Below are 26,761 nucleotides of genomic sequence, written 5' to 3'. Positions count from 1 at the left end.
TAAACGCCAACCGCATGCAAATGGAAATGCTTGGCAGTTGCAGCTGGCGGGGAAGACGAACGAGCGGAAAAAAACCTGAATCTATTTCGCGATTATTTCGCGCGAGCCATCTTCATGGGCCTTGATGGCCACCGGCAGGATGCTCGGCAAGGCGCGCAGCAGCGCGTCGGTGTCGTCGGTGCTGAAGGTGCTGGACAGCCGCAACTGCGCGACTTTGCCGGGGGCGATCCGCAGCGGCTGGCTGCGGTAGCGCGAAACTTCGGCAACCACCTCGGCCAGGGTGGCGTTGTCGAACACCAGCCTGCCTTGGCGCCAGGCCGTCAGGGCGCCGGTATTTACCCTATAGGGCACAGCCACCTGGCCTTGCGCATCTATATGCGAGCCTTGACCCGCCCTGAGTTGCGCCAGCGAGGCGCCCTTGCCCTGCACACGCACCGAGCCTTGCTCCACGGCCACGCGGGTGCTGGCCGGGTCCAGGCGGACGTCGAATCGGGTACCGGTTACGGTCACGCTACCCTGGGCAGTGTCGACCACGAACGGCCTGCCACTGTCATGCGCGACGGTAAACATCACCTCACCCGCCATCAGCCGGACATGCCGCTGGCCGGCGCTGAAAGCGACCTGCACGTGCGTGCTGCCGTTGAGTTCAAGGTGCGAGCCGTCCGGCAGGTCCACCTGCTGGCGTTCATTGAAGGCGGTCTGCACGTTGCCCTGGTGATTCAGTTGCTGGTAGTGCCAGCCACCCCAGCCCAGCCCCAACGCCAGTGCGGCCACACTGGCGGCCAAGGCCCGGCGCGCGAAGCGTCGACGTGGCAAATGGCGTACCGCGGCCGGCTGGCACAGCGCCTCCAGGCGCTGGCGGGGGATGGAGCCGGCGGCCTGCCACAGGCGGTCGAGCTGCTGATACTCTTCACGGTGCCGTTCATCGCTTTCCAGCCAGGCGTGCAGTTGCGCCTGCAGCACGGCATCGCGAGGCGCATCCTGCACGCGGGCGAACCATGCCGCCGCCTGCTCGCGGACGGAACCGTGCTGTTTCATCGAAAAGGTCTCCTGACTCATCAAGCCGACACATCCAGGTGCTCACGCAGATGCCGGAGCGTGCGGATCATATACTTTTCGACCATGTTCTTGCTCAACCCCATGCGCTCGGCGATCTCGGCCTGGGTCAGGCCTTCGAGCTTCTGCCAGATGAATACCTGCCGGCAATTGAGCGGCAGTTCGGCCAGCGCCCGCTCGACACTGTCGGCCAGCTCAAGCGCCTGCACGTAGGCCTCGGGGTCGCCACTGCCGGCCACGCCTTCGTCGAAGGCTTCCAGCTCCAGGACCTGACGACGGTCCTCGCGACGGAAACCGTCCACGGCAATGTTGCGTGCGGTCTGGTGCAGGTAGGCACGAGGCTGCTCGACCTGCTCGCGCGGGTTTTCCAGCACCCGGACAAAGGCATCGTGGGTGAGGTCCTCGGCCTGCTGTCGACTGCGCAACTTGCGCGTCCAGGTGCCGATCAGCTCATGGTAGTGGTCGAGGAAGCCTTTGGGTCCGGACACGGTCGGGGTCATCAGGGAGGCGGACAAGGGTGCGAATAGTAATGTTTCTCATCAAAACCGGCAATTCCGCCAGTCGGTAACAAAAAATTTATCGTCTTTTTTCATGCACGGCGGTGCAAGGAAATGTGGCCATAAATATGAACACCTGGGGCCCTTTCGCGGGCACGCCCGCTCCCACAGGAATCGCGCGATGCCTGTAGGAGCGGGCGTGCCCGCAAAGGGGCCAGCGCGGTCCATTCCACAATTTTTTACGCTTGAAACACTGTGGGGAACATCAGCCGGTCACACGAGTCGGTTATTCAAATGGCTGGTCGTCGATCCGCGTCGATCACGCCCGGATTGCCTGTTGATTCTGCATTCTTCACGCCCTAAAGTGCGCGCCGAACGTCCATGCTGGAAACGATCCATCCGGCTCAAGTACTGAGTAGGCGAACCAAAGTGGGGATACGGAGGGCGTTCAGTTTGCAGCCACTTAATCTTTCAGTTTGCCCATGGAGTCCCTGAGCATGTCGATCCAGGTCGAAGACTATTTCGCGCGTGACACTTTCCAGAAAATGAAGGCGTTCGCCGACAAGCAGGAAACCCCGTTCGTACTCATCGATACCCAGATGATCAGCCAGGCCTATGACGACCTGCGTGCCGGTTTCGAATTCGCCAAGGTGTACTACGCGGTCAAGGCCAACCCGGCCGTCGAGATCATCGACCTGCTCAAGGAAAAAGGTTCGAGCTTCGACATCGCCTCGATCTACGAGCTGGACAAGGTACTGGGCCGCGGCGTAACCGCCGACCGCATCAGCTACGGCAACACCATCAAGAAGTCCAAGGACATCCGCTACTTCTACGAGAAGGGCGTGCGCCTGTATGCCACCGACTCTGAAGCCGACCTGCGCAACATCGCCAAGGCCGCGCCGGGCTCGAAAGTGTACGTGCGTATCCTCACCGAAGGCTCGACCACTGCCGACTGGCCGCTGTCGCGCAAGTTCGGCTGCCAGACCGACATGGCCATGGACTTGCTGATCCTTGCCCGCGACCTGGGCCTGGTGCCTTACGGCATCTCCTTCCACGTGGGCTCGCAGCAGCGCGACATCAGCGTGTGGGACGCCGCCATCGCCAAGGTCAAGGTGATCTTCGAGCGCCTGAAGGAAGAAGACGGCATCGAGCTGAAGCTGATCAACATGGGTGGCGGCTTCCCGGCCAACTACATCACCCGGACCAACAGCCTGGAAACCTACGCCGAAGAGATCATCCGCTTCCTGAAGGAAGACTTCGGTGACGACCTGCCGGAAATCATCCTCGAGCCAGGCCGTTCGCTGATTGCCAACGCCGGTATCCTGGTCAGCGAAGTGGTACTGGTTGCACGCAAGTCGCGCACCGCCGTCGAGCGCTGGATCTACACCGACGTGGGCAAGTTCTCCGGCCTGATCGAAACCATGGACGAGTCCATCAAGTTCCCGATCTGGACCGAGAAGAAAGGCGAGACCGAAGAAGTGGTCATCGCCGGCCCGACCTGCGACAGCGCCGACATCATGTACGAGCACTACAAGTACGGCCTGCCACTGAACCTGGCCATCGGCGACCGCCTGTACTGGCTGTCGACCGGCGCCTACACCACCAGCTACAGCGCAGTGGAATTCAACGGCTTCCCGCCGCTGAAGGCCTACTACCTGTAATGCAAAACGGGGCCGCAAGGCCCCGTTTTCATCTGTGCTTTCCTGTACCGGCCTCTTCGCGGGCACGCCCGCTCCCACAGGTACAGCGCAAGCCTGCCGGGCAGTGATATCCCTGTGGGAGCTGGCTTGCCGGCGATAGGGCCGGCACAGGCAACCTCAGTTTCCTCGCCGTTCGATCTCGTCGGCATACCGCCCCGCAAAGGCCATCAACACCGGCCCCGCACCCTGCAAGGTCACCAGTGCCGCGCGCAGGAAATTCATGTTCCCCTCAACCCGTGCCCGCTCCAGCCAAGGCGCGGCTTCCGCCACCTGCCCACGCTCGACCAACACCAGCCCCAGGCTGAACATGCCACGAAAATCCCCCGCCTCGGCCGAACGCCGATACCAGCGCACCGCCCGAGCCGGGCTAGGCGCCGTGGCGATACCCTGCTCCAGGTAACGCCCATACAGGTTCATCGACTTGGCATGCCCCATGTGCGCGGCCTTCTCGTAACACATCAATGCCTGCGCCTGGTTGACGGGTAGCCCTCGCCCGGTGGCGAACAGGTTGCCCAGGTTGTAGAGCCCCCAGTCCAGCCCGGCATCGGCTGCCTGGGCATAGTGGATGGCGGCCTGCGAAAGGTCTGCGCTGCCGCCCCAGCCATGCTCCAGGCAACGCCCCAGCATGTTGTGCGCCATGGCACTGCCGCCCTGCGCGGCAATGCCGAACCAGCGCCGGGCTACGCTGGCGTCGGCTTCGATGCCACGCCCGTCGAGCAGAATCTGCCCCAACAGCAACTGCGCCTCGACCGCGCCCTGCCCCGCCGCCGCCAGGATCGCCTGGGCGGCCTTGCCAGGGCTTTCTTCCAGCATCGCCTGCAAACCGGCCACATCCACCACTTCTTCACGCCGCAACTGATAGGACATGGCTCAGACCTCGGCCCAGCGGCGCAGCAGGTTGTGGTAGGTGCCGGTCAGCTGCAGCAGTGATGGGTGGTCCGGCACATCGGCAGTCAATTGCTGGATGGCATTGTCCATCTCGAACAGCAACGCCCGCTGGCTGTCCTCGCGCACCAGGCTCTGGGTCCAGAAGAACGCGGCGTAACGCTGGCCACGGGTCACCGGGTTGACCTTGTGCAGGCTGGTGCCGGGGTACAGCACCAGGTCACCGGCAGCCAGCTTCACCTGCTGCACGCCATAGGTGTCCTGGATCACCAGTTCGCCGCCGTCGTAGCTGTCCGGCTCGCTGAGGAACAACGTGGAAGACAGGTCGGTGCGCACCCGCTCCGGGCTGCCCTTGGGCTGGCGCAAGGCGTTGTCGATGTGGAAGCCGAAATTGCCGCCTTCGCGGTAGCAGTTGATCAGCGGCGGGAACACCTTGTGCGGCAAGGCTGCGGACATGAAGCGCGGGTTCTGCCACAAGCGGTCGATCAACGCACTGCCGATCTCCTTGGCCAGCGGGTGACCTTCCGGCAACTGCAGGTTGTGCTTGGCCTTGGCCGACTGGTAGCCAGCCGTGATCTTGCCGTCAGCCCAGTCGGCCTGCTCCAGCGCCTCGCGGATACGGGCCAGTTCATCGGCATCGAACAGACCGGGGATGTGAAGCAGCATGGCGGCAGCACCGTTGGCAAATGTAAAGGCGCCAATGATATTGATTCCCTTTTGCGCTTCACAAGCCCCATTCGCCGCCTAAGACGTTTCAGCTTGATGAAACCGTAATGGCAAATTGTAAAGATTGTAAATTCTTCACGAATGGTAACGACTCTCAATTGTGAGTCACAATTGCTTACATTAACATCCGCGGCCTCTACACCTTGGGGAAGGTCCTAAGCAATGCGCCAGTCCGTACCATCTGCAGTGAGCTCACCACGCCTGATCGTGTCTGCCATCGGCATTGCCCTCAGCGCCTCGTCGGCCTACGCCGCCGACCCGGCCGCCAACAGCGCGATCACCCTCGACGCCACCAGCGTCAACGGCAAGGCTGAACAGGCCAGCACCGATTACAAAGTCGACAAGGCCTCCTCGCAGAAGTACACCGCGCCGCTGGTAGACACCCCCCGCTCGATCACCGTGATCCCGCAACAAGTGATCAAGGACACCAGTGCCCTGACCCTGCAGGACGCCCTGCGCACCGTGCCAGGCATCACCATGGGTGCCGGCGAAGGTGGCAACCCGTCCGGCGACCGCCCATTCATCCGTGGCTTCGACAGCCAGAGCTCGATGTACCTGGACGGTGTGCGCGATACCGGTTCGCAAACCCGCGAAATATTCGCCATCGAGTCGGTGGAAGTGGCCAAGGGCCCGAACTCCTCGATCGCTGGCCGTGGCGCTGCCGGTGGCACCATCAACATGGTCAGCAAGCGTGCGCACCTGGGCAACTCGCTCGACGGCGCCTGGACCTGGGGCAGCGATCAGACCCAGCGCTACACCCTGGATGGCAACTACCAGTTCAGCGACAGCGTCGCCGGCCGCCTGAACCTGATGACCCACAAAAGCAATGTCGCTGGCCGCGATGAGGTCAACTACGACCGCTGGGGCGTGGCACCTTCGCTGGTGTTCGGCCTGGGCACCGATACCCGCGTGAGCCTTGACTACTACCACGTGGAAAGCGACGACCTGCCGGATTCGGGTATTCCCTACAGCCTGCGCTCCGGCAGCTCGGCCGCTCGTACCTCGGCCAACCCGGACAAGCCGACCCACGGCGGCGGTAGCAGCAGCAACTACTACGGCCTGGTCGGCCGCGACTTCTCCAAGAGCCGTGCAGATATCTCGACCATCAGCATCGAGCACGACCTGAGCGACGCGCTGACCATCAAGAACACCCTGCGCCACGGCAATACGCTGCAGGACTACATCTACAGCCAGCCAGACGACAGCAAGGGCAACATCCTCAACGGTGAAGTCTGGCGTCGCCCGAACAACCGTGTCGCCAACACCCGTACGACCACCAACCAGACCGACCTGTATGGGGATTTCTACGTTGGCGGCATGAAGAACAGCTTCTCCACCGGTATCGAACTCAGCCGGGAAACCTCGGTGAAATCGGGCTATGACGTCACCGGTTTCGGCGCCGGCAACTGCTCCAGTGCAACAGGGCAGATTTCCGGTGTCTGCACCTCGTTCCCGAACCCCAACCCTCATGAAGAGTGGGATGGCACCATCAGCCGCACCGAAGCCGGCGCCGATACGGCTGGCAACACCCGCGCCATCTACTTCACCGACACGCTGGAGCTCGACCCGGCCTGGTTGCTGACCATGGGTCTGCGTTACGACCACTTCGACACCAAGGCCAAGACCAAAGTGGCCAACGGTTCGACCAGCTTCAAGACCCAGGACACCAGCGAGTTCGTCACTGGCCAACTGGGCCTGACCTGGAAACCTGCCGAGAACGGCAGCATCTATGTGTCCTATGCCACCTCCGCCACCCCGCCTGGCTACGCGCTCGGCGAAGGTTCCGACGGCAACGCGCTGGTCACGGCCACCACGACCAGCGAGCTGAAACCGGAACAAACCACCAACTACGAAATCGGTACCAAGTGGGATCTGCTCGACGAACGCCTGGCGTTGACCGCAGCCATTTTCCGCACCGAGAAGGAAGACGCCCGTGTACTGGTCGATAACAACACCTACCAGAACATCGGCAAGACCCGTGTCGATGGCCTGGAGCTGAGCGCCAGCGGCAAGCTGACCGACGCCTGGCAAGTGTTCGCCGGCTACACCTACCTGGATGCCAAGCTGGTCGACGGCGGCGCGCAGCGGGTCGGTACGGTGTTCATCGAGGGTTACAACGATGGCAATCAACTGCCTAACACACCGAACCACAGCCTGACCCTGTGGACCACCTACAACGTCACGCCGAAGCTGACCCTTGGTGGTGGTGCCTTCTACGTCGATGAAGTGTTCGGCAACACCACCAACAGCGTGATGGTCGACTCGTACTGGCGCTACGACGCCATGGCCAGCTACAAGCTGACCAAGCACGTCGACCTGCAACTGAACGTGCAGAACCTCACCAACGAGGTCTACTACGACAAGGCCTACAGCGGGCACTATGCCAACCAGGCCGCCGGGCGGACTGCGCTGTTGACCACCAGCTTCCACTTCTGATGTCGGGATGGGGTTGATCTGTTGAATGGGCTGCGCCTGTGCCGGCCCTTTCGCGGGCTCGCCCGCTCCCACAGGGCAGCATAGCCCTCAAGCCCTGTGGCGTACCTGTGGGAGCGGGCAAGCCCGCGAAGAGGCCAGTACAGGCGACCACTAACAGAAGCCCCCGCCCCGTTCATCCCCGTGAGCGGGGCGTTTGCGTATCAAGGCATAATGCACGCCGCGCAGTGTGCGGCAGAAACACAAGGTGATCATGTGGTGAAGAAGACGCTGTTCCAATTGCACTGGTTCTTTGGCATCACCGCTGGCCTGGTGCTGGCCTTGATGGGCATCACCGGGGCCTTGTACTCGTTTCAGGAAGAACTGCTGCGCGCGTTCAATGCCGATGTGCTCAAGGTAGAAGCGCGCGTCGAAGGCGTGCTACCGCCGGCCGAGCTGGTACGTCGGGTCGAGGCCCAGCAACACGACAAGGTGGCGATGCTGTGGGTCGATGTGCGCGAAGGCAACGCCGCACGGGTCGCCTTCACCCCGCCACCGGGCGAGCGCCGTGGCCAGATGCGCTATGCCGACCCGTACACCGGCGAACTCAAGGGCGAGGTGGCCGGGCAAGGCTTTTTCAACCTCATGCTCAACCTGCACCGCTTCCTGGCCATGGGCGACAGCGGCCGGCAGATCACCGGTGCCTGCACCCTGATGCTGGTGTTCTTCTGCCTCTCCGGCCTGTACCTGCGCTGGCCGCGCCGGGCGCTGGACTGGCGCACCTGGCTGACCTTCGACTGGGCCAGGAAAGGCCGTGCCTTCAACTGGGATCTGCACGCGGTGGCCGGCACCTGGTGTCTGCTGTTCTACCTGTTGTTCGCCCTGACCGGTCTGTTCTGGTCCTACGAGTGGTACCGCGAAGGCCTGAACAAGCTGCTGGCCGACACGCCGGCCGCAGGCCAACAGCAAAAGCGCGGCGAAGGCCGTGGCCGCCACGGGCCGCAGAAGGTCGACAAGAACGCCCCGCCGCTGGTGGTCGACTATGACGCAATCTGGGCCAACCTCAAGGACGCCGCCGGCCCGGGCCTGGCCATGTACAACCTGCGCCTGCCACCGACTGGTGGCCAGCCGGCCAACCTGTTCTACCTGCTGGACAACGCCGACCACCCGCGTGCCTTCAACACCCTGGTGCTGGACCCGGCCAGCGGCCAGGTGAAAAGACATGACCGCTACACCGACAAATCCTTCAAGGCCCAGCTGCTGCAGAGCGTCTACGCCCTGCATGTGGGCGAATACTTCGGCTTGCCGGGGCGCATCATCGTCACCCTCGCCAGCCTGACCATGCCGCTGTTCTTTGTCACCGGCTGGCTGCTGTACCTCGACCGCCGCCGCAAGAAGCGCCAGGTACGCGCCGCCCGTGGCAACGTTGCCCACAGCAACGGCAGTGGCGACAGCTGGCTGATCGGCTTCGCCAGCCAGAGCGGCCTTGCCGAACAACTGGCCTGGCAGAGCGCCGGGCAGTTGCAGGCAGCCGGCCTGCCGGTTCAGGTGCGCGCCCTGGCCGACCTGGGTGAAAACGACCTGCGTCAGGCCCGTCGTGCGCTGTTCGTGGTCAGCACCTTCGGCGACGGCGAAGCCCCCGACAGCGCCCGCGCGTTCGAGCGCAAAGTGCTGGGCCAGCCTTGGGCGCTGAACAACCTCAACTATGCCCTGCTCGCCCTCGGTGACCGCCAGTACCCGCACTTCTGCGGCTTTGCTCGCCGCCTGCAGGCATGGCTGGGCGAGCGAGGCGCCAGCAGTGCGTTCAGCCCGGTGGAAGTGGACAACGCTGACCAGGTCGCGCTGCAGCAGTGGCAGCAGGAACTGGCGCAACTGACCGGCGCCCAGCCGGTGGCCGCCTGGCAGCCGCCGCGTTTCGGCAACTGGTCACTGGTGCACCGCGAACTGCTCAACCCGGCCAGCCAGGGCCAGCCGGTGTACCTGCTCGGCCTGCGACCGCAAGAGCCCGCCAGCTGGGAAGCCGGCGACCTGGTGGAGATCCTGCCGCTCAACGGTCAGCCAAGAATCGATGCCTTCCTCGATGGCATGGCGCTGGACGCGGGGGCCAAGGTACAAGTGAATGGCCTGAGCGAAACCCTCGCCCAAGCCTTGGCCGGCCGTCAGTTGCCGAGCCGTCGCGATCACCTGATCGGCTTGCTGCCGCAAGCACTGGTCGATGCACTGGTGCCGATCGGCAGCCGCGAGTACTCGATCGCCTCGATCGCCAGCGATGGCGTACTGGAGCTGATCGTGCGCCAGGAACGCCACGCCGATGGCCACCTGGGTCTGGGTTCCGGCTGGCTGACCGAGTACCTGCCACTGAACGGTACGCTGAGCCTGCGCCTGCGGCGCAATAGCAGCTTCCACCTGCCGGAAAGCGCAGCTCCCATGATTCTGATCGGCAACGGCACCGGCCTGGCCGGCCTGCGCAGCCTGCTCCGGGCAAGGGTGAATGCTGGCGAGCAGCGTAACTGGCTGCTGTTCGGTGAACGTAACAGGGCACATGACCTGCTGTGTGGTGACGAGTTGCAAGGCTGGCTGGACAGCGGCGACCTGGCCCGGCTGGACCTGGCATTTTCGCGGGATCAGGCCGAGAAGGTGTATGTACAGGATGTGTTGCTGCAGCAGGCTGATGAGCTCAAGCGCTGGGTTGTGGATGGCGCCTGTGTGTATGTATGTGGCAGCCTGCAAGGGATGGCTGCGGGAGTGGATGCGGCGCTCAACGGTATCCTCGGGGAAGCCGCTGTGCAGCAGCTGATCGAGGATGGGCGGTATCGGCGGGATGTGTATTGATTACCGGTTGATGTAATCAGTGCTGGCCTCTTCGCGGGCTTGCCCGCTCCCACAGGGTGCTCACGGACTCGAAAGCTGTGCAGTACCTGTGGGAGCGGGCAAGCCCGCGAAGAGGCCGGTACAGGCTGTCAGTGCAGTTCGAAGGTATCAGCATCCAGGTTGGCCGGGAACTTGGCCCGGTAGGCCGCCAGCTCCGCAGCGCTCAAGACTGCGGTGAACACTCCGTCGGCCTCCCCCGCGCTGAGCAGGCTCTCGCCCTGGAAATCCAGCACCTGGCTGTCGCCGGAATAGGCAAAGCCCTTGCCGTCGGTGCCTACCCGGTTGACCGCCGCCACATAACACAGGTTCTCGATACCGCGCGCCGGCAACAGCCGGTTCCAGTGCTGGCGGCGCGCAGCCGGCCAGTTGGCGGTGTACAACAACAGGTCGGTGTCCTGGGCATCGCGGCTCCACACCGGGAAGCGCAGGTCGTAGCAGATCAACGGGCGAATCCGCCAGCCCTTGAGCTCGAACTGCACCTGGCGCTCGCCCGGGGTGTAGTGCTTGTGCTCGCCGGCCATGCGGAACAGGTGGCGCTTGTCGTAGTGCAGGATCTCGCCGTCGGGTCGCGCCCACAGCAGGCGGTTGCGGTGGCTGCCATCGGCGGCCTGGATGATCACGCTGCCGGTGATCACCGCCTTGTACTTCTTCGCCTGGGCTTTCAGCCACTTGTAGGTCGGGCCGTTCTCCGGCTCGCACAGGCTTTCCGACTGCATCGAAAAACCGGTGGTGAACATTTCCGGCAGAATTACCAGGTCCACCTCGCCTACCTGCTCCAGCAGCACCTCGAAGTGCGCAAAGTTGGCTTCGCGGTCATGCCAGGCCAAGGTAGTTTGCACCAAGGCGATTTTCAGGTTCGGCAGTTCGCTCAGATCGCGCATAGTCTTTCCGCTGCCTGACGCAGCGTCTCCTCTCGTTTGGCAAAGCACAGGCGGACCAGGCGTTGCTCAGGGATGGGTTGCTGGTAGAAAACCGACACCGGGATGGTCGCCACGCCGTGCTCACGAGTCAGCCACAGCGACATGTCGACATCGTTCAGGTCCGGGCGGATCTGCGAATAGTCCACCAGCTGGAAATAGGTACCCTCCGTGCGGGTGAAGCGGAACCGCGAGCCCTCCAGCAAGCCGCAGAACAGGTCACGTTTGGCCTGGTAGAACGCCGGCAGTTCATCGATATGCTCAGGGTGCTCGGCCATGAAATCGGCCAGGGCGCACTGCAGCGGCGTCACGCCGCAGAAGTTGACGTACTGGTGCACCTTGCGCAGCTCGGCGCTCAGCACCGGTGGGGCGATCACGTAGCCGGTCTTCCAGCCGGTGACGTGGTAGGTCTTGCCGAACGAGCTGACCACGAAGGCGCGCGGGTACAGCTGCGGGTGGGCCAGCACGCTGGCATGGCGCACACCGTCGTAGACCAGGTGTTCGTAAACCTCGTCGCTGACCAGGTAGATATCGCGGTCAGCGATAAGCCGGGCCAGCTGGTCGAGGTCTTCTCTGGTGATCAGTGCGCCGCTGGGGTTGTGCGGCGAATTGAGGATGACCATGCGCGTGCGCGGGCTGAGGGCATCGCTGAACTTCTGCCAGTCGATGCGGAAGTCACCGCCGCTCAGCTGTACATGCACGCAGCGGCCACCGGCCAGCTCCACGGACGGCTCATAGCTGTCGTAGCACGGGTCGAAAACGATAACCTCGTCACCGGCATGCACCACTGCCTGAATGGCGCAGAAGATCGCCTCGGTGGCGCCTGGGGTGATGGTCACTTCCTGGTCGGCATCCACCTGCACGCCATACAGCCGCGCGACCTTGGCTGCCACCTGCTGGCGCAGGGCCGGCAGGCCGGTCATCGGCGAATACTGGTTATGCCCGGCAGCCACATGCCGGCCCACTGCATCGAGCAGGGCCTGCGGGCCATTGAAGTCGGGGAAGCCTTGCGACAGGTTGAGCGCGCCGGTCTGCACGGCGAGCTGGGACATGGTGGTGAAGATGGTCGTGCCGACATTCGGCAGTTTGCTGCGGATCATGGAGCCCTCTTTCCTGGGGTGTATCCGGCACGGGGTGGAGTCCGAGCATAGCGGATCGAGCGGTCAGGAAAAAGGTTGAAACAATGGGGGATTGCTTTGGATCAAAGGGCCTCTTCGCGGGCTTGCCCGCTCCCACAGGTAACCCACAAACCTGTGGCTTGTGCAGTCCCTGTGGGAGCGGCAGTGCGGCGACCCGACAAGCCCGCGAAGAAGCTGATGCGGAATCAGCGCTTGTCGCGGCGCTTCTTCTCGGCCTTCTTGTGGTGCGACATCAGGCGGCGCTTCTTGTTGACCTGGCGGTCGGTGAGGGTGTTCTTCTTGCCCTCATACGGGTTCTCACCGCCCTTGTACTCGATGCGGATCGGCGTACCGACCAGCTTCAGCACGCGCCGGTAGGTGTTCTCAAGGTAACGCGAGTACGACTTCGGAATCTTGTCGGTCTGGTTGCCATGGATCACGATCAGCGGCGGGTTGGCACCACCGAGGTGGGCATAGCGCAGCTTGATGCGGCGGCCGTTGACCAGCGGCGGCTGGTGCTCGCTCACGGCATCTTCGAGGATCTGCGTCAGGCGGCTGGTCGGCCAGCGGGTGACCGCCGACTTGAACGCAGCCTGCACCGACTTGTACAGGTGGCCCACGCCAGTGCCGTGCAGTGCGGAGATGAAGTGGATGTCGGCGAAGTCGACGAAGAACAGCCGGCGTTCCAGCTCGGTCTTCACGTAGTCACGCTCGCCCGGCTCCATGCCGTCCCACTTGTTCAGCGCAATGACGATGGCGCGGCCGGCTTCCAGGGCGAAGCCCAGCAGGTTCAGGTCATGGTCCACCACACCTTCGCGGGCATCCATGACGAAGATCACCACGTTGGCGTCCTTGATCGCCTGCAGGGTCTTCACCACCGAGAACTTCTCGACTTCCTCGTGGATCTTGCCGCGCTTGCGCACGCCGGCGGTGTCGATGAAGGTGTACTTCTCGTCATCGCGCTCGAACGGGATGTAGATACTGTCGCGGGTGGTGCCCGGCTGGTCGTATACCACCACGCGCTCTTCGCCGAGCATGCGGTTGACCAGGGTCGACTTGCCGACGTTAGGGCGGCCGATGATGGCGATCTTGATGCCATCCTTCTCGCTCGGGCCGGGGATACGCACCGCTTCTTCGCCTTCGGCGACTTCGGCATCCAGCGCTTCCTCGACCTGGTCACGCGGGATGTGGCCAAGCACGGCTTCCATCAGCGCGTTGATGCCACGGCCCTGGGAACCAGCCACCGGAATGGCGTTGCCCATGCCCAGCGGCGAGAACTCGGCGCGGGCGACGTCGGCGTCGATGTTGTCGATCTTGTTGGCAACCAAGATCGCTTCCTTGTTCCGCTTGCGCAGATGCTCGGCGATCATCTGGTCGGCGGCGGTCATGCCGGCGCGGGCATCGACCAGGAACAGCACGTAGTCGGCTTCTTCGATGGCCATGAGCGACTGCTCGGCCATTTTTTCGTCCATGCCCACTTCGTCACCGGTGATACCGCCGGTGTCGATCAGGATGAAGGAGCGACCCTGCCAGCTGGCATCACCATACTGGCGGTCACGGGTCAGGCCCGACAGGTCACCGACGATGGCATCGCGGGTCTTGGTCAGGCGGTTGAACATGGTGGATTTGCCGACGTTCGGGCGGCCCACCAGGGCGATTACGGGAACCATTCGGCTCTCCACTCTTGAATTCTTGAAAATGCAAAGGCCGCTGCAAGGCAGCGGCCGGAGTTCGGGCGGCGCGTCCTGCGCCGCGGCTTGAAGCCCGCAAGGCTTCAAGCATAGCTTCAGCGGATGGTCAGTGCCTCGAGCTTGCCGCTGTTGCCGAAGACGTAGATGGTGTCGCCGACCACAAGTGGGCGGGCACGCAGACCATCACTGTCGATACGCTCACGGCCGACGAAGCGGCCATCGACCTGGCTCAGCAGGTGCAGGTAACCCTCGAAGTCACCCACCGCCACGTAGCTGGAGAACACCTCAGGCGCGGTCAGCTGGCGGCGAGCCATGGTGTCGTTGCTCCACAGGGCGCTGGACGAGCGCTCGTCGACGCTTTCGACAGTACCCGAAGCTTCGCTGACGTAGACGTTGCCGAAGCCCTGGGCGACACCCACATAGCTGGAGGCATCGCGCTGCCACAGCACGCGGCCGCTTTCCAGGTCCAGGCCCGCAACGCGGCCCTGGTAGGTGCTGACGTACAGGGTACCACCCGACAGCAGCAGGCCGCCGTCGATATCGACCACACGGTCCAGCTCGGAACGGCCCTGCGGAATCGCCACCCGGCTTTCCCACACCGGCACGCCGTTGTTGATGTCCACCGCCACCACCTTGCCGGTGGACAGGCCGGCGACGGCCAGGCGGTTGGTGGCGATCGGCGCGCCGGTACCACGCAGGGTCAGCACCGCCGGGGTGTTTTCGTAGATCCAGCGGCGGTCGCCAGTAGCGGCATCCAGGCCGATCAGGCGGTCGTCCTGGGTCTGCACCACCACCACGTCACCGTTGTTGGCGGGCGGGGCCAGCACTTCGCTGGTCACGCGGGAGCGCCAGCGCTCCTCACCGGTGCTGGAGTCCAGCGCGATGACTTCACCCTTGAGGGTGCCGATCATGACCAGGCCGTAGCCCACACCGACAGCGCCGGATACCGGTAGCTCGAGGTCCTTCTTCCACACCACGTCGCCGGTGATGCGGTCGAGGGCGAAGACTTCGCCGTTGACGTCGGAAGCGTAGATACGGTCGTTTTCGATGGCCGGTACCAGGGTGTTGTAGGTCTCGCCCTGGCCGTCACCGATCGAACGGCTCCACTGCTTCTTCAGCACCACTTCCTCGGTGAACTTGGTCAGCTCGGCCGGGGGCAGTTCCTTCTTGCTGTTGCTGCTGCAACCTGCGGCCAGTACGGCCAGGGTCAGCACTGCTGCATGTTTCCAACCGATCACTTACGCGTCCCCTTTGGCCAAGTCATCCAGCTTCAATTGCAGGCCACCGACCGCCGCCTCATCGGACAGCGCAGCCTTGGCTTTCTCGTAGGCGCTGTGCGCATCGTCGGCGCGGCCCAACTGCACCAGCAGGTCACCTTTCAACTCTTCGCGGCTGGCCAGGAAGGCTTTGTCGGCGTCGCCGTCGAGCAGCTTGAGGGCGTCCTCTGCCTTGTTCTGGGCGGCCAGAACACGTGCCAGGCGCTGACGCGAAATTTCGCCCAGGGTGGCATCGGCCGGCTTGTCCAGCACGCCCTTCAGCTCGGCAGCAGCGTCGTCGAGCTTGCCGCTCTCGACCGCGACCTTGGCCACGAACAGGCTGCCGTACTGGGCGTAGGCGGTACCGCCGAACTCGCTCTTGAGCTTGCCGGCCAGTTCCGCGACCTTGGTCGCGTCAGGCTGGCCAGTCGGCGTCAGGCTGGTTTCCAGCAAGGCCTGGTACAGCTGCGAGGCACCTTGCGACTGATTGTTCTGGTACTTGTGCCAGGTATTCCAGCCCAACACCACCACGCCAGCCAGCAGGGCGCCGGTCAGCAGCGGCTTGCCGTTGCGGTTCCACCAGTCCTTGACCCCTGCCAGTTCATCATCGGTACTCGACACCCCAATACTCCTTTTCGCCTATACGCTTGTTGAACCGCGTTACGCCTGCGCGATCGCGGTTTCCAGGTGCTCTGCCAGAGCATCCCAGGCAATGTTCTGTTGTTCGCCCTGACCACGCAGGGGCTTGAAGCCGATCTCTTGCCTGGCCAGCTCGTCATCACCGAGGATCAGGGCGAACAGCGCGCCGCTCTTGTCGGCTTTCTTGAACTGGCTCTTGAAGCTGCCACCACCGGCATTGACTGCCAGGCGCAGGCCCGGCAGGCGGTCGCGCAGGCCTTCGGACAGGCGCAGGCCGGCCAGCTCCGCCTGCTCGCCAAAGGCGCACAGGTAGACGTCGATCTGCCGGCTGATGGACTCGGGCACCTTGCCCAGGGTTTCCAGCAGCAGGATCAGGCGCTCAATGCCCATGGCGAAACCGACGCCCGGGGTCGGCTTGCCACCCATCTGCTCGACCAGGCCGTCGTAACGGCCGCCGGCGCAGACGGTGCCCTGGGCACCGAGCTTGTCGGTGACCCACTCGAACACGGTCTTGCTGTAGTAGTCCAGGCCACGCACCAGCTTGGTGTTGATCACGAACGGGATGCCGGCAGCGTCCAGGCGGGCCTTGAGGCCCTCGAAGTGCACACGCGACTCGTCGTCCAGGTAGTCTTCCAGCTTCGGCGCGCCGACCAGCACCGCCTGGGTGTTCTGGTCCTTGCTGTCGAGAATGCGCAGCGGGTTGCTTTTCAGGCGACGCTGGCTGTCTTCGTCCAGTTGCTCCAGGCGCGCCGAGAGGAACTCGACCAGCGCGTCACGGTAGCGCGCACGGGCTTCGCTGGTGCCCAGGCTGTTGAGTTCCAGCTTGACCGCATCCTGGATGCCCAGCAGGCCCCACAGGCGCCAGGTCAGCATGATCAGCTCGGCGTCGATGTCCGGGCCGTCCAGGTTGAACACTTCCACACCAATCTGGTGGAACTGCCGGTAGCGGCCCTTCTGCGGGCGCTCGTGGCGGAACATCTGGCCGCTGTACCACAGTTTCTGCACCTGGCCGTTGCCAGTGATGCCATGCTCGAGCACGGCACGCACGCAGGCGGCGGTGCCTTCGGGGCGCAGGGTCAGCGAATCGCCGTTACGGTCCTCGAAGGTGTACATCTCTTTCTCGACGATGTCGGTCACTTCACCGATGGAGCGCTTGAACAGCTCGGTGAATTCAACGATCGGCGTGCGGATCTGGCTGTACCCGTAGGTGTCCAGCAGGCCGGCCACGGTGCCTTCGAAGTAGCGCCACAGCGGCGACTGTTCCGGCAGGATGTCGTTCATGCCACGGATGGCTTGCAGCGATTTGCTCACGAAAAGTCCTTACGAATTCTGTGTGTCAGCCACGGACGATCAGCGCCGCGTCGGCTTCGGCCTTTTCGGCCGCTTTCTGGCGGATGAGCTTTTCCAGCTCGTCGACCAGGTTGTCGTTGGTCAGCTTCTGCGCCGGCTTGCCGTCGATGTAGATCAGGTTCGGCGTACCGCCCGTCAGGCCGACATGCGCTTCCTTGGCCTCACCCGGGCCGTTGACCACGCAACCGATCACCGCCACGTCCAACGGCACCAGCAGGTCTTCCAGGCGCCCTTCCAGCTCGTTCATGGTCTTGACCACATCGAAGTTCTGCCGCGAGCAGCTCGGGCAGGCGATGAAGTTGATGCCGCGCGAGCGCAGGTGCAGCGACTTGAGGATGTCGTAGCCGACTTTCACTTCTTCGACCGGGTCGGCCGCCAGCGAGATACGGATGGTATCGCCAATGCCTTCTGCCAGCAGCATACCGAGGCCGACTGCGGATTTCACTGTCCCCGAACGCAAGCCACCGGCTTCGGTGATGCCAAGGTGCAGCGGCTGCACGATCTGTTTGGCCAGCAGGCGGTAGGCTTCGACGGCCATGAACACATCGGAGGCCTTGACGCTGACCTTGAAGTCCTGGAAGTCCAGGCGGTCCAGGTGCTCGACGTGGCGCAGGGCCGACTCGACCAGCGCCGCCGGGGTCGGTTCGCCGTACTTCTTCTGCAGGTCCTTTTCCAGGGAGCCGGCGTTGACGCCGATACGGATCGGGATACCGCGGTCGCGGGCGGCATCGACCACCGCACGCACACGGTCTTCACGGCCGATGTTGCCCGGGTTGATACGCAGGCAGTCGACGCCCAGTTCGGCCACGCGCAGCGCGATCTTGTAGTCGAAGTGGATGTCGGCAACCAGCGGCACGCTGACCTGTTGCTTGATGCGGCCGAACGCCTCGGCGGCGTCCATGTCCGGTACCGACACGCGCACGATGTCCACGCCGGCATCGACCAGGCGCTGGATCTGCGCCACGGTGGCAGCCACATCGTTGGTGTCGGTGTTGGTCATGCTCTGCACCGCGATGGGGGCATCACCACCCACCGGCACATTGCCGACCCAGATTTTGCGGGATTCGCGACGTTTGATCGGAGATTCGCCGTGCATGACTTACTGTCCCAACTTCAGGCGAGCGGTCTCGCCACTGGTGAACGGGGCAACATCGACGGCCTGGCCGTTGTAGCTGACCTGGGCGCCACGGGCAAAGCCCAGGCGTACCGAGAACGGCGGCTTGCCGGTCAGCTCGAGGTTGTCCCCCTTGCGCTTGATGGCGCTGAACAGCACCTTGCCGTTGCCGTCGGTGACCTGGGTCCAGCAATCGGCCACGAACTGGATGGCCACCTTGGCGCTGCCGGCGGGCACTGCGGCCGGGGCAGCAGGCTCGGCGGCAGCGGCCACGGCCGCTACAGGCGTAGCGGGTGCAACTGTCGCCGGGGCCGGGGCAACCGGCGCGGGCGCGGTAGCAGGTACACTGGCGACCGGTGGCACAGGCGCCTGCTGGGCCGGTGCCGGCACTGCGGCAGCGGTAGCGGCAGGCGCCGGGCTCGCCGGTGCAGGTTCGGCGGCGGCAGGCTGTTCGGCAGCGCCCTGCTCCAGCGGCAGCGGTGCGCTCTCGGGCTGCTGGCCAGCGGAAACGGCCTGATCTTCAGGTTCATCGAGCGGGTGAATCTGGGTGGTACCGTCGGCGCTTTCGACTTCGACGTGCTCCAGGGCGATCTTGGCCAGCTCCTTGCCACGCAGGCTGCCCTGGTCCTGCCACCAGACGAAGCCACCGCCCACAACTGCCACCAGCAGCAGCAGGCTGACGCCACGCAGGATGTTGTGCGACAGGCGCACCGGCTCTTCGATACGGCCCAGCGAGTGCACGTCGCTGCCTTTGGCGTGGGTGCCGGTGTAACGGTCGAAGGCCTCCACCAGGGCAGCCTGGTCCAGGTCCATCAGCTTGGCATAGGCGCGGATATAACCACGGGCGAAGGTATGCCCCGGCAGCTTGTCGAAGGCGCCGGTTTCCACGTGGTTCAACGAACTGACAGTGAGGTTGAGCTTGCGGGCCACCTCGGCTTGTGACCAGTCCCGCTTCTCACGGGCCTGACGCAAAAGCTCACCGGGGTTCTGGCCAGGCGCTACTGCTACTTCGGGATGCGCGGCTTTCATCGTTGCTCCGACAGGTATTGCTGATATTCCGGCGTACCGGGATAAAGTCGTTGTAATTGCTGGCCCAGCTCGGCCAGTGTGCCCTGCTCGTCGAATACCCTGGCAAGGCGGCTGCCCAGCAGCAGGCTACGGGCATCGTGGTCACTCAACTGGCTGAAACGATCGTAGTAGTCCCGGGCCGGCACATAATGCCTGTTTTCGTAGGACAACTCAGCCATTTCCAGCAACGCTTTCGGTTGCCGCTGGTTGAGTTGCAAAGCTTTCAGCAGATACGCATGGGCCTGATCGCGGCGCTCGAGCTTAAGGGCGGTCAGGCCCAGGTTCTCGTACACGCGTGAGCGCTCAGGATACAGGGTATCGGCGCTGGCCAGGCGAAACATCTGTTCGGCCTCGACAAATCGCCCCTGAGCATAAAGGAAACTGCCGTAATTGTTGCGAATTCGCGTGCTGCCCGTGCGCGCCTGCAGCGCCTTGCGAAAGTGCGCTTCGGCCAGCGACGGCTCGCCTTCGGCCTGGAACACCAGCGCCAGGGCGGCGTGCGCATCGGCATCACCGCCATCCAGCGCCAAGGCCTTGCCCAGCGGCACCTTGGCCTGCCCGGTCAAACCCTGTTGCAAATAACCCAGCCCAAGCTGCACATAGGCCCGCCCCGCCTCGGCCCAGCCCTGGCGGCTGGCCAGGGGGTCTCCCGTGCCGCCCGACACGCAGCCGGCCAGCAGCGAAAGCGCAAGGATCGACAGCGCGGCGCGCAGGCTCATGGGCAAGGTCCCGGTCAGTGGCTGGCGGGGCTGTCTTGCAGCTCGGCGTCCGCGGACAGCTGGCGTACAGCGATGTAGCGCTCGCTGCGGCGGGTGCGGTCGTTGACCTGGCCGACCAGCTGGCCACAGGCAGCGTCGATGTCATCACCGCGGGTGGTGCGGGTGGTGACGTTGAAGCCACCGTGGTGCAACAGGTCCTGGAAGCGGCGGATGGCGTTGTTGCTCGGCCGCTCGTAGCCGGAGTGCGGGAACGGGTTGAACGGGATCAGGTTGATCTTGCATGGCACGTCGCGCAGCAGCTCGATCATCTGCGCAGCATGCTCAGGCTGATCGTTGACGTCCTTGAGCAGGGTGTACTCGATGGTCAGCACCCGTTTGCCACCCAGGGTGGACATATAGCCCATGCACGATTCCAGCAGCATCTTCAGCGGGTACTTCTTGTTGATCGGTACCAGCTTGTTGCGCAGTTCGTCGTTCGGTGCGTGCAGCGACAGGGCCAGCGACACATCGATGTGCTTGGCCAGCTCGTCGATCATCGGCACCACGCCCGAGGTGGACAGGGTGACGCGACGCTTGGAAATGCCATAGCCCAGATCTTCCATCATGATCTTCATGGCGGCGATGACATTGTCGAAATTCAGCAGGGGTTCGCCCATGCCCATCATGACCACGTTGGTAATGGCGCGGTCGATCTTGGCCGGAACGGTCCCGAAGGATTTGTTGGCAAGCCACACCTGGCCGATCACTTCGGCGGCGGTGAGGTTGCTGTTGAAGCCTTGCTTGCCGGTGGAGCAGAAGCTGCAGTCCAGGGCACAGCCGGCTTGCGACGACACGCACAGGGTGCCGCGATCGTCGGTGGGGATGTAGACGGTTTCGACGCAGCTGCCGGAGGCAACGCGGACCACCCACTTGCGGGTGCCGTCGGCGGAAATGTCTTCACTGACCACTTCCGGGCCCCGAATCTCGGCAACGGCCTCGAGCTTTTCGCGCAAGGCCTTGCCGACATTGGTCATGGCGGCGAAATCGTCGACGCCAAAGTGGTGAATCCATTTCATGACCTGACCGGCACGAAAACGCTTCTCTCCGATCGACTCGAAGAATTTTTCCATTTCCTGCAGGGTCAGGCCCAACAGGTTGATCTTGCCAGTCATGTCACTCATGGAATCACCCAAGACCTGCTTCGCTTAGCGAATGCGGTCGCACAGCTCGGTAGCGGAGAAGAAGTAAGCGATTTCGCGGGCAGCCGAAGCTTCCGAGTCGGAACCGTGAACAGCGTTCTCATCGATGGAAACGGCGAAGTCAGCACGGATGGTGCCGGCAGCAGCTTCTTTCGGGTTGGTGGCGCCCATCAGTTCGCGGTTGGCCAGAACGGCGTTTTCGCCTTCCAGAACCTGAACGATGACCGGGCCGGAAGTCATGAAGGCAACCAGGTCGGCGAAGAAGCCGCGCTCTTTGTGCTCGGCGTAGAAGCCTTCGGCTTCGGCTTTCGACAGTTGCTTCATTTTCGAAGCGACGACGCGCAGGCCGGCTTTCTCGAAGCGAGTGGTGATCTCGCCGATGACGTTCTTGGCAACGGCGTCAGGCTTGATGATGGAGAAAGTACGTTGAACAGCCATGGAAAACTCCAGAAAAATGAGTGTTGCGAAAAATTAAACCCGCGAATTATACGCGGGTTCCAGGGGATTGCCTAACCTGCAGGACGCGTTCAGTCGGCTTCTTCGATCCAGGCCGCCTGGATGGCCTCGAGCACTTTCTCACCGCCGCGTGACGGATCGTCGCTGAATTCTGGCAAGGCCAGCACCCAACGGTGCAGATCGACGAAATTCACATAACGAGGATCGACGTCCGGCTTGCTTTCTGCAAGCTGAATGGCGATCTCAAGTACATCAATCCATTTCAGGCTCATGGGGCAAACCTCAGTGCGGCGCTTCGGCGGCGTGGTTGAGCGAATACTTGGGGATCTCGATGACCAGGTCCTGGTCAGCGACGACCACCTGGCAGCCGAGGCGCGATTGAGCCTCCAGGCCCCAGGCCTTGTCCAGCATGTCCTCTTCCAGTTCGTCGGCTTCTTCGAGCGAGTCGAAACCCTTGCGCACGATGCAGTGGCAAGTGGTGCAGGCCTTGACGCCGCCGCAGGCGCTTTCCATCTCGATGTGATGGTCGTGGGCCAGTTCCAGGATGTTGGTCCCGGGTTCGACCTCCACGGTCAGGCCTTCGGGGCAGAACTTCTCGTGCGGCAGGAATGTCACCAGCGGCATCGGTTACTCCTCGATCTCATTCAGGTTGCGCCCGGCCAGTGCGGCTTTGACCGTCGAATCAAGGCGGCGGGCGGCAAATGCGTCGGTCACCTGCGACAGACGCTTGGTCTGTTGCTCGATGGCTGCGCCATCGGTGCCGGCCAACAAATCACGTAGTTCTTGCATCTGGAATTCGATGGCGTCGCGCTCGTCACTGCTGAGCAGACGCTCACCGTCGGCGTCCAGGGCGCCCTGTACCGCTTCGAGCAGGCGCTCGCCGTCCACCTGGTGCTCACGCAGCTGGCGGGCCTGCTTGTCGGAACCTGCGTGTTCGAAGGAGTCCTTGAGCATGCGGGCGATTTCGCCGTCGGTCAGGCCGTAGGACGGCTTGACCTGGATGCTGGCTTCCACGCCCGAACCCAGCTCGCGGGCAGCGACGCTGAGCAGGCCGTCGGCGTCGACCTGGAAGGTGACGCGGATTTTCGCCGCACCGGCGACCATGGCCGGGATGCCACGCAGCTCGAAGCGCGCCAGCGAGCGGCAGTCGCTGATCAACTCGCGCTCGCCCTGCAGCACGTGGATCATCATGGCCGTCTGGCCATCTTTATAGGTGGTGAACTCCTGGGCGCGGGCCACCGGGATGGTGGTGTTGCGCGGGATCACCTTCTCCATCAGCCCGCCCATGGTCTCAAGGCCAAGCGACAGCGGGATGACGTCCAGCAGCAGCAGTTCGCCACCTTCACGGCGGTTGCCGGCCAGGGTATCGGCCTGGATGGCGGCACCGATGGCCACCACCTGGTCGGGGTCGATCGAGGTCAGCGGGGTACGGCCGAACAGTGCACCGACGGCTTCACGAACACGCGGTACGCGGGTCGAACCACCGACCATGACCACGGCGCTGACTTCTTCCAGCTCGATACCGCTGTCACGCACGGCGCGGCGGCAGGCCTTGAGGCTACGGGCCACCATGGGCTCGATCATGGCTTCGAAGCCGGCGCGGCTCAGCTCGCCCTGCCAGGCGCCGTGGCTGACGCTGACCACGTCGGCGTCGGTCAGGGCTTCCTTGGCGGCGCAGGCGGTTTGCAACAGCGCACGCTGGGTGGCCGGGTCCAGGTCGGACGACAGCCCGGCCTGTTCGATGATCCAGCCGGCAATGGCATGGTCGAAGTCGTCACCACCCAGGGCAGTGTCGCCACCGGTGGCCAGCACTTCGAATACCCCGGCAGTCAGGCGCAGGATGGAAATGTCGAACGTACCGCCGCCCAGATCGTAGATGGCCACCACGCCTTCGGCGTTCTGGTCCAGGCCATAGGCCACGGCAGCGGCAGTCGGCTCGTTGAGCAGGCGCAGCACGTTCAGGCCGGCCAGGCGTGCAGCGTCCTTGGTGGCCTGGCGCTGGGCATCGTCGAAATAGGCCGGCACGGTGATCACTGCCCCCACCAGCTCACCACCGAGGGTGGCTTCGGCACGCTCGCGCAGCACCTTGAGGATATCGGCGGACACTTCCACCGGGCTTTTCGGCCCTTGCACGGTGTCGATGAACGGCATGTGCGATTCACCGCCAACGAAGCGGTACGGCAACTGCTCGCCCAGCTGCTTGACGTCGGCCAGGCCGCGCCCCATCAGGCGCTTGACCGAAAGCACGGTGTTCAGCGGGTCGCTGGAAGCGGCATCGCGTGCCGCCTGCCCCACTTCGTTGCGCCCTTCGAGGTAGCGCACCGCGGACGGCAGAATGACATTGCCCTGTGCGTCGGGCAGGGGCTCGCTACGGCCGCTGCGCAATGCGGCAACCAGGGAGTTGGTGGTACCCAGGTCGATCCCCACCGCCAGGCGGCGCTGGTGCGGCTGAGGGCTTTGACCGGGTTCGGCAATCTGCAGTAGGGCCATGCTTATCTGAATACCTTAGGTGCCATCACGGGCAGCACCGGGTTAATCGTCGAGGCGCTCTTCCAGTTGGCGCACTTCTTGGGCGAGCTTGTCGAGGAACTGCATGCGGCGCATCAGGCGTTCAGCCTTGTCGCGCTCGCCAGGGGCGTCCCAGCAGGCGGCAAAGTCCTCGTTCAGCGTGTCCTGGGCGACCTTCAGGCGCTTCTTGAACACGGCCACGCCATCGAGGTCGGCTTCGTCCTGCAGTTCTTCGAGCTCTTCGCGCCACTGCATCTGCTGCAACAGGAAGTCGGGGTCGTGGACCGTGACTTCCTGGGGCACTTCGTGGCCGCCGATGGCCAGCAGGTAGCGGGCACGACGCGGCGCACTGCGCAGGGTCTGGTAGGCGTCGTTGAGGGCTGCGGACTTTTCCAGCGCCACGCGTTGCTCACGCTCGGAGGCGTCGGCGAAGCGGTCGGGATGGACTTCGCGGGCCAGCTCGCGATAGCGAGTGGCCAGCTTGTCGAGATCCAGGCGGAAGCTTGGCTGGAGGTCAAACAATGCGAAATGACAAAGAGTACCCACAGCCAGCCTCAAACGTTGAAGCTTTCGCCGCAGCCACATTCACCGCGCACGTTAGGGTTGTTGAACTTGAAGCCTTCGTTCAACCCTTCCTTGACGAAGTCCAGTTCGGTGCCATCGAGGTAGACCAGGCTCTTGGGATCGATGATCACCTTGACGCCATGGTTCTCGAACACCTGGTCTTCGTCCGCCAGCTCGTCGACGAACTCCAGCACGTAGGCCAGGCCCGAGCAACCGGTGGTGCGCACGCCCAGGCGAATGCCTTCACCCTTGCCGCGCCCTTCCAGGGAACGCCGCACGTGGTTGGCGGCGGCTTCTGTCATGCTGATAGCCATCAGGACTCCTTACCTCGCAACAGGCGACTTAGATCAAGCCTTTCTTCTGCTTGTAATCGCGTACGGCTGCCTTGATGGCATCTTCGGCGAGAACCGAGCAGTGGATCTTGACCGGCGGCAACGCCAGTTCTTCGGCCAGCTGGGTGTTCTTGATGGTTTCGGCTTCGTCCAGGGTCTTGCCCTTCATCCACTCGGTGGCGAGGGAGCTGGAAGCAATGGCCGAACCGCAACCGTAGGTCTTGAACTTGGCGTCTTCGATCACGCCCTGCTCGTTGACCTTGATCTGCAGACGCATCACGTCACCGCAGGCCGGTGCGCCGACCATGCCGGTACCGACGTCCGGATCTTCGGCGTTCATCTTGCCGACGTTGCGCGGGTTTTCGTAGTGGTCGATGACCTTTTCACTGTATGCCATGGTGCAATTCCTTCCTCATCAGGGAGCCGCTCTTGCCGGCGACTGCTTAGTGGGCGGCCCACTCGATCTTGGAGATGTCAACGCCGTCTTTGTACATGTCCCACAGCGGCGACAGCTCACGCAGTTTGTTCACGGCCTCGCAGACTTTCTGCGCGGCGTAGTCGACTTCTTCTTCGGTGGTGAAGCGGCCGAAGGAGAAGCGGATCGAGCTGTGCGCCAGCTCGTCGTTGCGGCCCAGGGCGCGCAGTACGTAGGACGGTTCGAGCGACGCGGAGGTGCAGGCCGAACCGGACGATACGGCGATGTCCTTCAGCGACATCAGCAGCGATTCGCCTTCGACGTAGTTGAAGCTCAGGTTCAGGTTGTGGGGTACGCGGGCAGTCTTGCTGCCGTTGACGTACAGCTCTTCGAGGTCCGAGACCTGCTTGAAGAAGCGGTCGCTCAGGGCCTTGATGCGCACGTTTTCCGCGGCCATTTCCTGCTTGGCGATGGCAAAGGCTTCGCCCATGCCGACGATCTGGTGGGTCGGCAGGGTGCCCGAACGCATGCCGCGCTCATGGCCACCGCCGTGGATGATGGCTTCCAGACGTACACGCGGCTTGCGGCTGACGTACAGCGCGCCGATGCCTTTCGGGCCGTAGACCTTGTGCGCCGAGAACGACATCAGGTCGACCTTCAGCTTTTGCAGGTCGATTTCGACCTTGCCGGCCGACTGCGCGGCGTCAACGTGGAACAGCACGCCGCGCGAGCGGGTCAGTTCACCGATGGCGGCGATATCGTTGATCGAGCCGACTTCGTTGTTCACGTGCATCAGCGACACCAGGATGGTGTCGTCGCGCAGCGCCGCCTCGACCATGGCCGGGGTGACGATGCCGTCTTCGCCTGGCTCGAGGTAGGTGACCTCGAAGCCTTCACGCTCCAGCTGGCGAGCGGTGTCCAGGACCGCCTTGTGCTCGATCTTGGAGGTGATGATGTGCTTGCCCTTGGTCTGATAGAAGTGCGCGACGCCCTTGAGTGCGAGGTTGTCGGACTCGGTGGCACCGCTGGTCCAGACGATTTCGCGCGGATCGGCATTGATCAGCTCGGCAACCTGGCGGCGACCGTTCTCGACCGCTTCCTCGGCTTTCCAGCCAAAGACGTGGGAGCGGGAAGCCGGGTTACCGAAGTTCCCGTCGACCAGCAGGCAGTCGGCCATCTTCTGGGCCACACGTGGGTCGACCGGGGTGGTCGCGGAGTAATCGAGGTAGATCGGCAACTTCATTTGTCTCTCCTATCAGGCGGTGGCGTCGCTCGTCGTCCCAAGGGGA

General features: G+C 63.5%; 25 protein-coding genes. 3 read left to right on the top strand and 22 right to left on the bottom strand.

The window, feature by feature from the left end; genetic code table 11:
* Positions 1 to 81 precede the first annotated feature (81 nt).
* Together CAF70_RS08315 and CAF70_RS08310 are read right to left on the bottom strand one after the other, a co-directional pair.
* On the bottom strand, positions 82 to 1,038 hold the full coding sequence (locus CAF70_RS08315; protein ID WP_085623903.1) for a FecR family protein: 957 nt from the start codon (positions 1,036 to 1,038) through the stop codon (positions 82 to 84).
* 20 nt (positions 1,039 to 1,058) lie between these two features.
* Positions 1,059 to 1,556, bottom strand: coding sequence for a sigma-70 family RNA polymerase sigma factor (locus tag CAF70_RS08310; RefSeq protein WP_085624226.1), 498 nt, complete (start codon positions 1,554 to 1,556; stop codon positions 1,059 to 1,061).
* Between the two features lie 494 nt (positions 1,557 to 2,050).
* Here CAF70_RS08310 and CAF70_RS08305 point away from each other — a divergent pair, with 494 nt between their 5' ends.
* The gene (locus tag CAF70_RS08305; RefSeq protein WP_043208127.1) at positions 2,051 to 3,214 is read left to right on the top strand and encodes a type III PLP-dependent enzyme; all 1,164 of its coding nucleotides are present in this window, start codon (positions 2,051 to 2,053) and stop codon (positions 3,212 to 3,214) included.
* A gap of 156 nt (positions 3,215 to 3,370) precedes the next feature.
* Here CAF70_RS08305 and CAF70_RS08300 read toward each other — a convergent pair whose 3' ends face one another.
* Positions 3,371 to 4,120: a tetratricopeptide repeat protein gene (locus CAF70_RS08300; protein WP_085623901.1), complete on the bottom strand. Its 750-nt coding sequence runs from the start codon at positions 4,118 to 4,120 to the stop codon at positions 3,371 to 3,373.
* A gap of 3 nt (positions 4,121 to 4,123) precedes the next feature.
* Positions 4,124 to 4,804: a Fe2+-dependent dioxygenase gene (locus CAF70_RS08295; RefSeq protein WP_085623899.1), complete on the bottom strand. Its 681-nt coding sequence runs from the start codon at positions 4,802 to 4,804 to the stop codon at positions 4,124 to 4,126.
* 222 nt (positions 4,805 to 5,026) lie between these two features.
* Between CAF70_RS08295 and CAF70_RS08290 the strand changes: the two genes are divergently transcribed.
* Together CAF70_RS08290 and CAF70_RS08285 are read left to right on the top strand one after the other, a co-directional pair.
* Positions 5,027 to 7,300 carry a TonB-dependent siderophore receptor gene (locus CAF70_RS08290; protein WP_085623897.1) on the top strand — a complete coding sequence of 758 codons (2,274 nt, stop codon included), beginning with the start codon at positions 5,027 to 5,029 and terminating at the stop codon, positions 7,298 to 7,300.
* A gap of 252 nt (positions 7,301 to 7,552) precedes the next feature.
* On the top strand, positions 7,553 to 10,108 hold the full coding sequence (locus CAF70_RS08285; RefSeq protein ID WP_085623895.1) for a sulfite reductase flavoprotein subunit alpha: 2,556 nt from the start codon (positions 7,553 to 7,555) through the stop codon (positions 10,106 to 10,108).
* A gap of 128 nt (positions 10,109 to 10,236) precedes the next feature.
* Here the strand turns inward: CAF70_RS08285 and CAF70_RS08280 are convergent, their stop codons facing one another.
* From CAF70_RS08280 to CAF70_RS08195, 18 genes are all read right to left on the bottom strand, one after another.
* Positions 10,237 to 11,028 (bottom strand): amidohydrolase, encoded by a 792-nt coding sequence (locus CAF70_RS08280; protein WP_085623892.1) that lies wholly within the window; start codon positions 11,026 to 11,028, stop codon positions 10,237 to 10,239.
* A complete protein-coding gene (locus CAF70_RS08275) occupies positions 11,016 to 12,164 on the bottom strand; it encodes a pyridoxal phosphate-dependent aminotransferase (protein WP_085623890.1) in 1,149 nt (382 codons plus the stop codon). The genes CAF70_RS08280 and CAF70_RS08275 overlap by 13 nt, the downstream gene beginning before the upstream one ends.
* Before the next feature lie 224 nt (positions 12,165 to 12,388).
* On the bottom strand, positions 12,389 to 13,852 hold the full coding sequence (gene der, locus CAF70_RS08270; protein WP_085623888.1) for a ribosome biogenesis GTPase Der: 1,464 nt from the start codon (positions 13,850 to 13,852) through the stop codon (positions 12,389 to 12,391).
* Positions 13,853 to 13,968: 116 nt separating this feature from the next.
* Positions 13,969 to 15,111 carry an outer membrane protein assembly factor BamB gene (gene bamB / locus CAF70_RS08265; RefSeq protein WP_085623886.1) on the bottom strand — a complete coding sequence of 381 codons (1,143 nt, stop codon included), beginning with the start codon at positions 15,109 to 15,111 and terminating at the stop codon, positions 13,969 to 13,971.
* Positions 15,112 to 15,750, bottom strand: coding sequence for a tetratricopeptide repeat protein (locus tag CAF70_RS08260; protein ID WP_085623884.1), 639 nt, complete (start codon positions 15,748 to 15,750; stop codon positions 15,112 to 15,114). It abuts the gene before it with no gap.
* Positions 15,751 to 15,789: 39 nt separating this feature from the next.
* On the bottom strand, positions 15,790 to 17,079 hold the full coding sequence (gene hisS, locus CAF70_RS08255; RefSeq protein WP_085623882.1) for a histidine--tRNA ligase: 1,290 nt from the start codon (positions 17,077 to 17,079) through the stop codon (positions 15,790 to 15,792).
* A gap of 25 nt (positions 17,080 to 17,104) precedes the next feature.
* Positions 17,105 to 18,214: a flavodoxin-dependent (E)-4-hydroxy-3-methylbut-2-enyl-diphosphate synthase gene (ispG, locus tag CAF70_RS08250; RefSeq protein ID WP_003257869.1), complete on the bottom strand. Its 1,110-nt coding sequence runs from the start codon at positions 18,212 to 18,214 to the stop codon at positions 17,105 to 17,107.
* A 3-nt stretch (positions 18,215 to 18,217) separates the two neighbouring features.
* On the bottom strand, positions 18,218 to 19,261 hold the full coding sequence (locus CAF70_RS08245) for a RodZ domain-containing protein (protein ID WP_085623880.1): 1,044 nt from the start codon (positions 19,259 to 19,261) through the stop codon (positions 18,218 to 18,220).
* Positions 19,258 to 20,019 carry a type IV pilus biogenesis/stability protein PilW gene (gene pilW, locus CAF70_RS08240; RefSeq protein ID WP_085623878.1) on the bottom strand — a complete coding sequence of 254 codons (762 nt, stop codon included), beginning with the start codon at positions 20,017 to 20,019 and terminating at the stop codon, positions 19,258 to 19,260. The genes CAF70_RS08245 and pilW overlap by 4 nt, the downstream gene beginning before the upstream one ends.
* 14 nt (positions 20,020 to 20,033) lie before the next feature.
* Positions 20,034 to 21,179, bottom strand: a complete 1,146-nt coding sequence (rlmN, locus tag CAF70_RS08235; protein ID WP_046615810.1) for a 23S rRNA (adenine(2503)-C(2))-methyltransferase RlmN — start codon at positions 21,177 to 21,179, stop codon at positions 20,034 to 20,036.
* Between the two features lie 24 nt (positions 21,180 to 21,203).
* On the bottom strand, positions 21,204 to 21,635 hold the full coding sequence (gene ndk / locus CAF70_RS08230) for a nucleoside-diphosphate kinase (protein WP_023382208.1): 432 nt from the start codon (positions 21,633 to 21,635) through the stop codon (positions 21,204 to 21,206).
* 89 nt (positions 21,636 to 21,724) lie between these two features.
* Positions 21,725 to 21,925, bottom strand: coding sequence for a Fe-S cluster assembly protein IscX (gene iscX, locus CAF70_RS08225; RefSeq protein ID WP_023382209.1), 201 nt, complete (start codon positions 21,923 to 21,925; stop codon positions 21,725 to 21,727).
* 10 nt (positions 21,926 to 21,935) lie between these two features.
* Positions 21,936 to 22,277 (bottom strand): ISC system 2Fe-2S type ferredoxin, encoded by a 342-nt coding sequence (gene fdx, locus CAF70_RS08220; protein WP_025337773.1) that lies wholly within the window; start codon positions 22,275 to 22,277, stop codon positions 21,936 to 21,938.
* Positions 22,278 to 22,280: 3 nt separating this feature from the next.
* On the bottom strand, positions 22,281 to 24,143 hold the full coding sequence (hscA, locus tag CAF70_RS08215) for a Fe-S protein assembly chaperone HscA (protein WP_085623876.1): 1,863 nt from the start codon (positions 24,141 to 24,143) through the stop codon (positions 22,281 to 22,283).
* A gap of 42 nt (positions 24,144 to 24,185) precedes the next feature.
* The gene (hscB, locus tag CAF70_RS08210) at positions 24,186 to 24,707 is read right to left on the bottom strand and encodes a co-chaperone HscB (protein WP_085623874.1); all 522 of its coding nucleotides are present in this window, start codon (positions 24,705 to 24,707) and stop codon (positions 24,186 to 24,188) included.
* Between the two features lie 8 nt (positions 24,708 to 24,715).
* Positions 24,716 to 25,039, bottom strand: coding sequence for an iron-sulfur cluster assembly protein IscA (gene iscA, locus CAF70_RS08205; RefSeq protein WP_003257854.1), 324 nt, complete (start codon positions 25,037 to 25,039; stop codon positions 24,716 to 24,718).
* A gap of 28 nt (positions 25,040 to 25,067) precedes the next feature.
* On the bottom strand, positions 25,068 to 25,454 hold the full coding sequence (iscU, locus tag CAF70_RS08200) for a Fe-S cluster assembly scaffold IscU (RefSeq protein WP_003248539.1): 387 nt from the start codon (positions 25,452 to 25,454) through the stop codon (positions 25,068 to 25,070).
* A 46-nt stretch (positions 25,455 to 25,500) separates the two neighbouring features.
* Positions 25,501 to 26,715 carry an IscS subfamily cysteine desulfurase gene (locus CAF70_RS08195; protein WP_013971017.1) on the bottom strand — a complete coding sequence of 405 codons (1,215 nt, stop codon included), beginning with the start codon at positions 26,713 to 26,715 and terminating at the stop codon, positions 25,501 to 25,503.
* Positions 26,716 to 26,761: the final 46 nt, after the last annotated feature.

It is taken from the genome of Pseudomonas sp. B19(2017) (assembly GCF_002113165.1).
Lineage (GTDB): Bacteria > Pseudomonadota > Gammaproteobacteria > Pseudomonadales > Pseudomonadaceae > Aquipseudomonas.
The sequence above is the reverse complement of the archived record's forward strand: the minus strand, read 5'-3'. Positions and strand labels throughout refer to the sequence as shown.

What these genes read in the sequence shown, in the direction of transcription:
- CAF70_RS08315 (WP_085623903.1), bottom strand. Translation starts at nt 1,038, where the DNA reads ATGAAACAGCACGGTTCCGTCCGCGAGCAGGCGGCGGCATGGTTCGCC.
- CAF70_RS08310 (WP_085624226.1), bottom strand. Translation starts at nt 1,556, where the DNA reads ATGACCCCGACCGTGTCCGGACCCAAAGGCTTCCTCGACCACTACCAT.
- CAF70_RS08305 (WP_043208127.1), top strand. Translation starts at nt 2,051, where the DNA reads ATGTCGATCCAGGTCGAAGACTATTTCGCGCGTGACACTTTCCAGAAA.
- CAF70_RS08300 (WP_085623901.1), bottom strand. Translation starts at nt 4,120, where the DNA reads ATGTCCTATCAGTTGCGGCGTGAAGAAGTGGTGGATGTGGCCGGTTTG.
- CAF70_RS08295 (WP_085623899.1), bottom strand. Translation starts at nt 4,804, where the DNA reads ATGCTGCTTCACATCCCCGGTCTGTTCGATGCCGATGAACTGGCCCGT.
- CAF70_RS08290 (WP_085623897.1), top strand. Translation starts at nt 5,027, where the DNA reads ATGCGCCAGTCCGTACCATCTGCAGTGAGCTCACCACGCCTGATCGTG.
- CAF70_RS08280 (WP_085623892.1), bottom strand. Translation starts at nt 11,028, where the DNA reads ATGCGCGATCTGAGCGAACTGCCGAACCTGAAAATCGCCTTGGTGCAA.
- CAF70_RS08275 (WP_085623890.1), bottom strand. Translation starts at nt 12,164, where the DNA reads ATGATCCGCAGCAAACTGCCGAATGTCGGCACGACCATCTTCACCACC.
- der (WP_085623888.1), bottom strand. Translation starts at nt 13,852, where the DNA reads ATGGTTCCCGTAATCGCCCTGGTGGGCCGCCCGAACGTCGGCAAATCC.
- ispG (WP_003257869.1), bottom strand. Translation starts at nt 18,214, where the DNA reads ATGCACGGCGAATCTCCGATCAAACGTCGCGAATCCCGCAAAATCTGG.
- CAF70_RS08245 (WP_085623880.1), bottom strand. Translation starts at nt 19,261, where the DNA reads ATGAAAGCCGCGCATCCCGAAGTAGCAGTAGCGCCTGGCCAGAACCCC.
- pilW (WP_085623878.1), bottom strand. Translation starts at nt 20,019, where the DNA reads ATGAGCCTGCGCGCCGCGCTGTCGATCCTTGCGCTTTCGCTGCTGGCC.
- rlmN (WP_046615810.1), bottom strand. Translation starts at nt 21,179, where the DNA reads ATGAGTGACATGACTGGCAAGATCAACCTGTTGGGCCTGACCCTGCAG.
- ndk (WP_023382208.1), bottom strand. Translation starts at nt 21,635, where the DNA reads ATGGCTGTTCAACGTACTTTCTCCATCATCAAGCCTGACGCCGTTGCC.
- iscX (WP_023382209.1), bottom strand. Translation starts at nt 21,925, where the DNA reads ATGAGCCTGAAATGGATTGATGTACTTGAGATCGCCATTCAGCTTGCA.
- fdx (WP_025337773.1), bottom strand. Translation starts at nt 22,277, where the DNA reads ATGCCGCTGGTGACATTCCTGCCGCACGAGAAGTTCTGCCCCGAAGGC.
- hscA (WP_085623876.1), bottom strand. Translation starts at nt 24,143, where the DNA reads ATGGCCCTACTGCAGATTGCCGAACCCGGTCAAAGCCCTCAGCCGCAC.
- iscA (WP_003257854.1), bottom strand. Translation starts at nt 25,039, where the DNA reads ATGGCTATCAGCATGACAGAAGCCGCCGCCAACCACGTGCGGCGTTCC.
- iscU (WP_003248539.1), bottom strand. Translation starts at nt 25,454, where the DNA reads ATGGCATACAGTGAAAAGGTCATCGACCACTACGAAAACCCGCGCAAC.
- CAF70_RS08195 (WP_013971017.1), bottom strand. Translation starts at nt 26,715, where the DNA reads ATGAAGTTGCCGATCTACCTCGATTACTCCGCGACCACCCCGGTCGAC.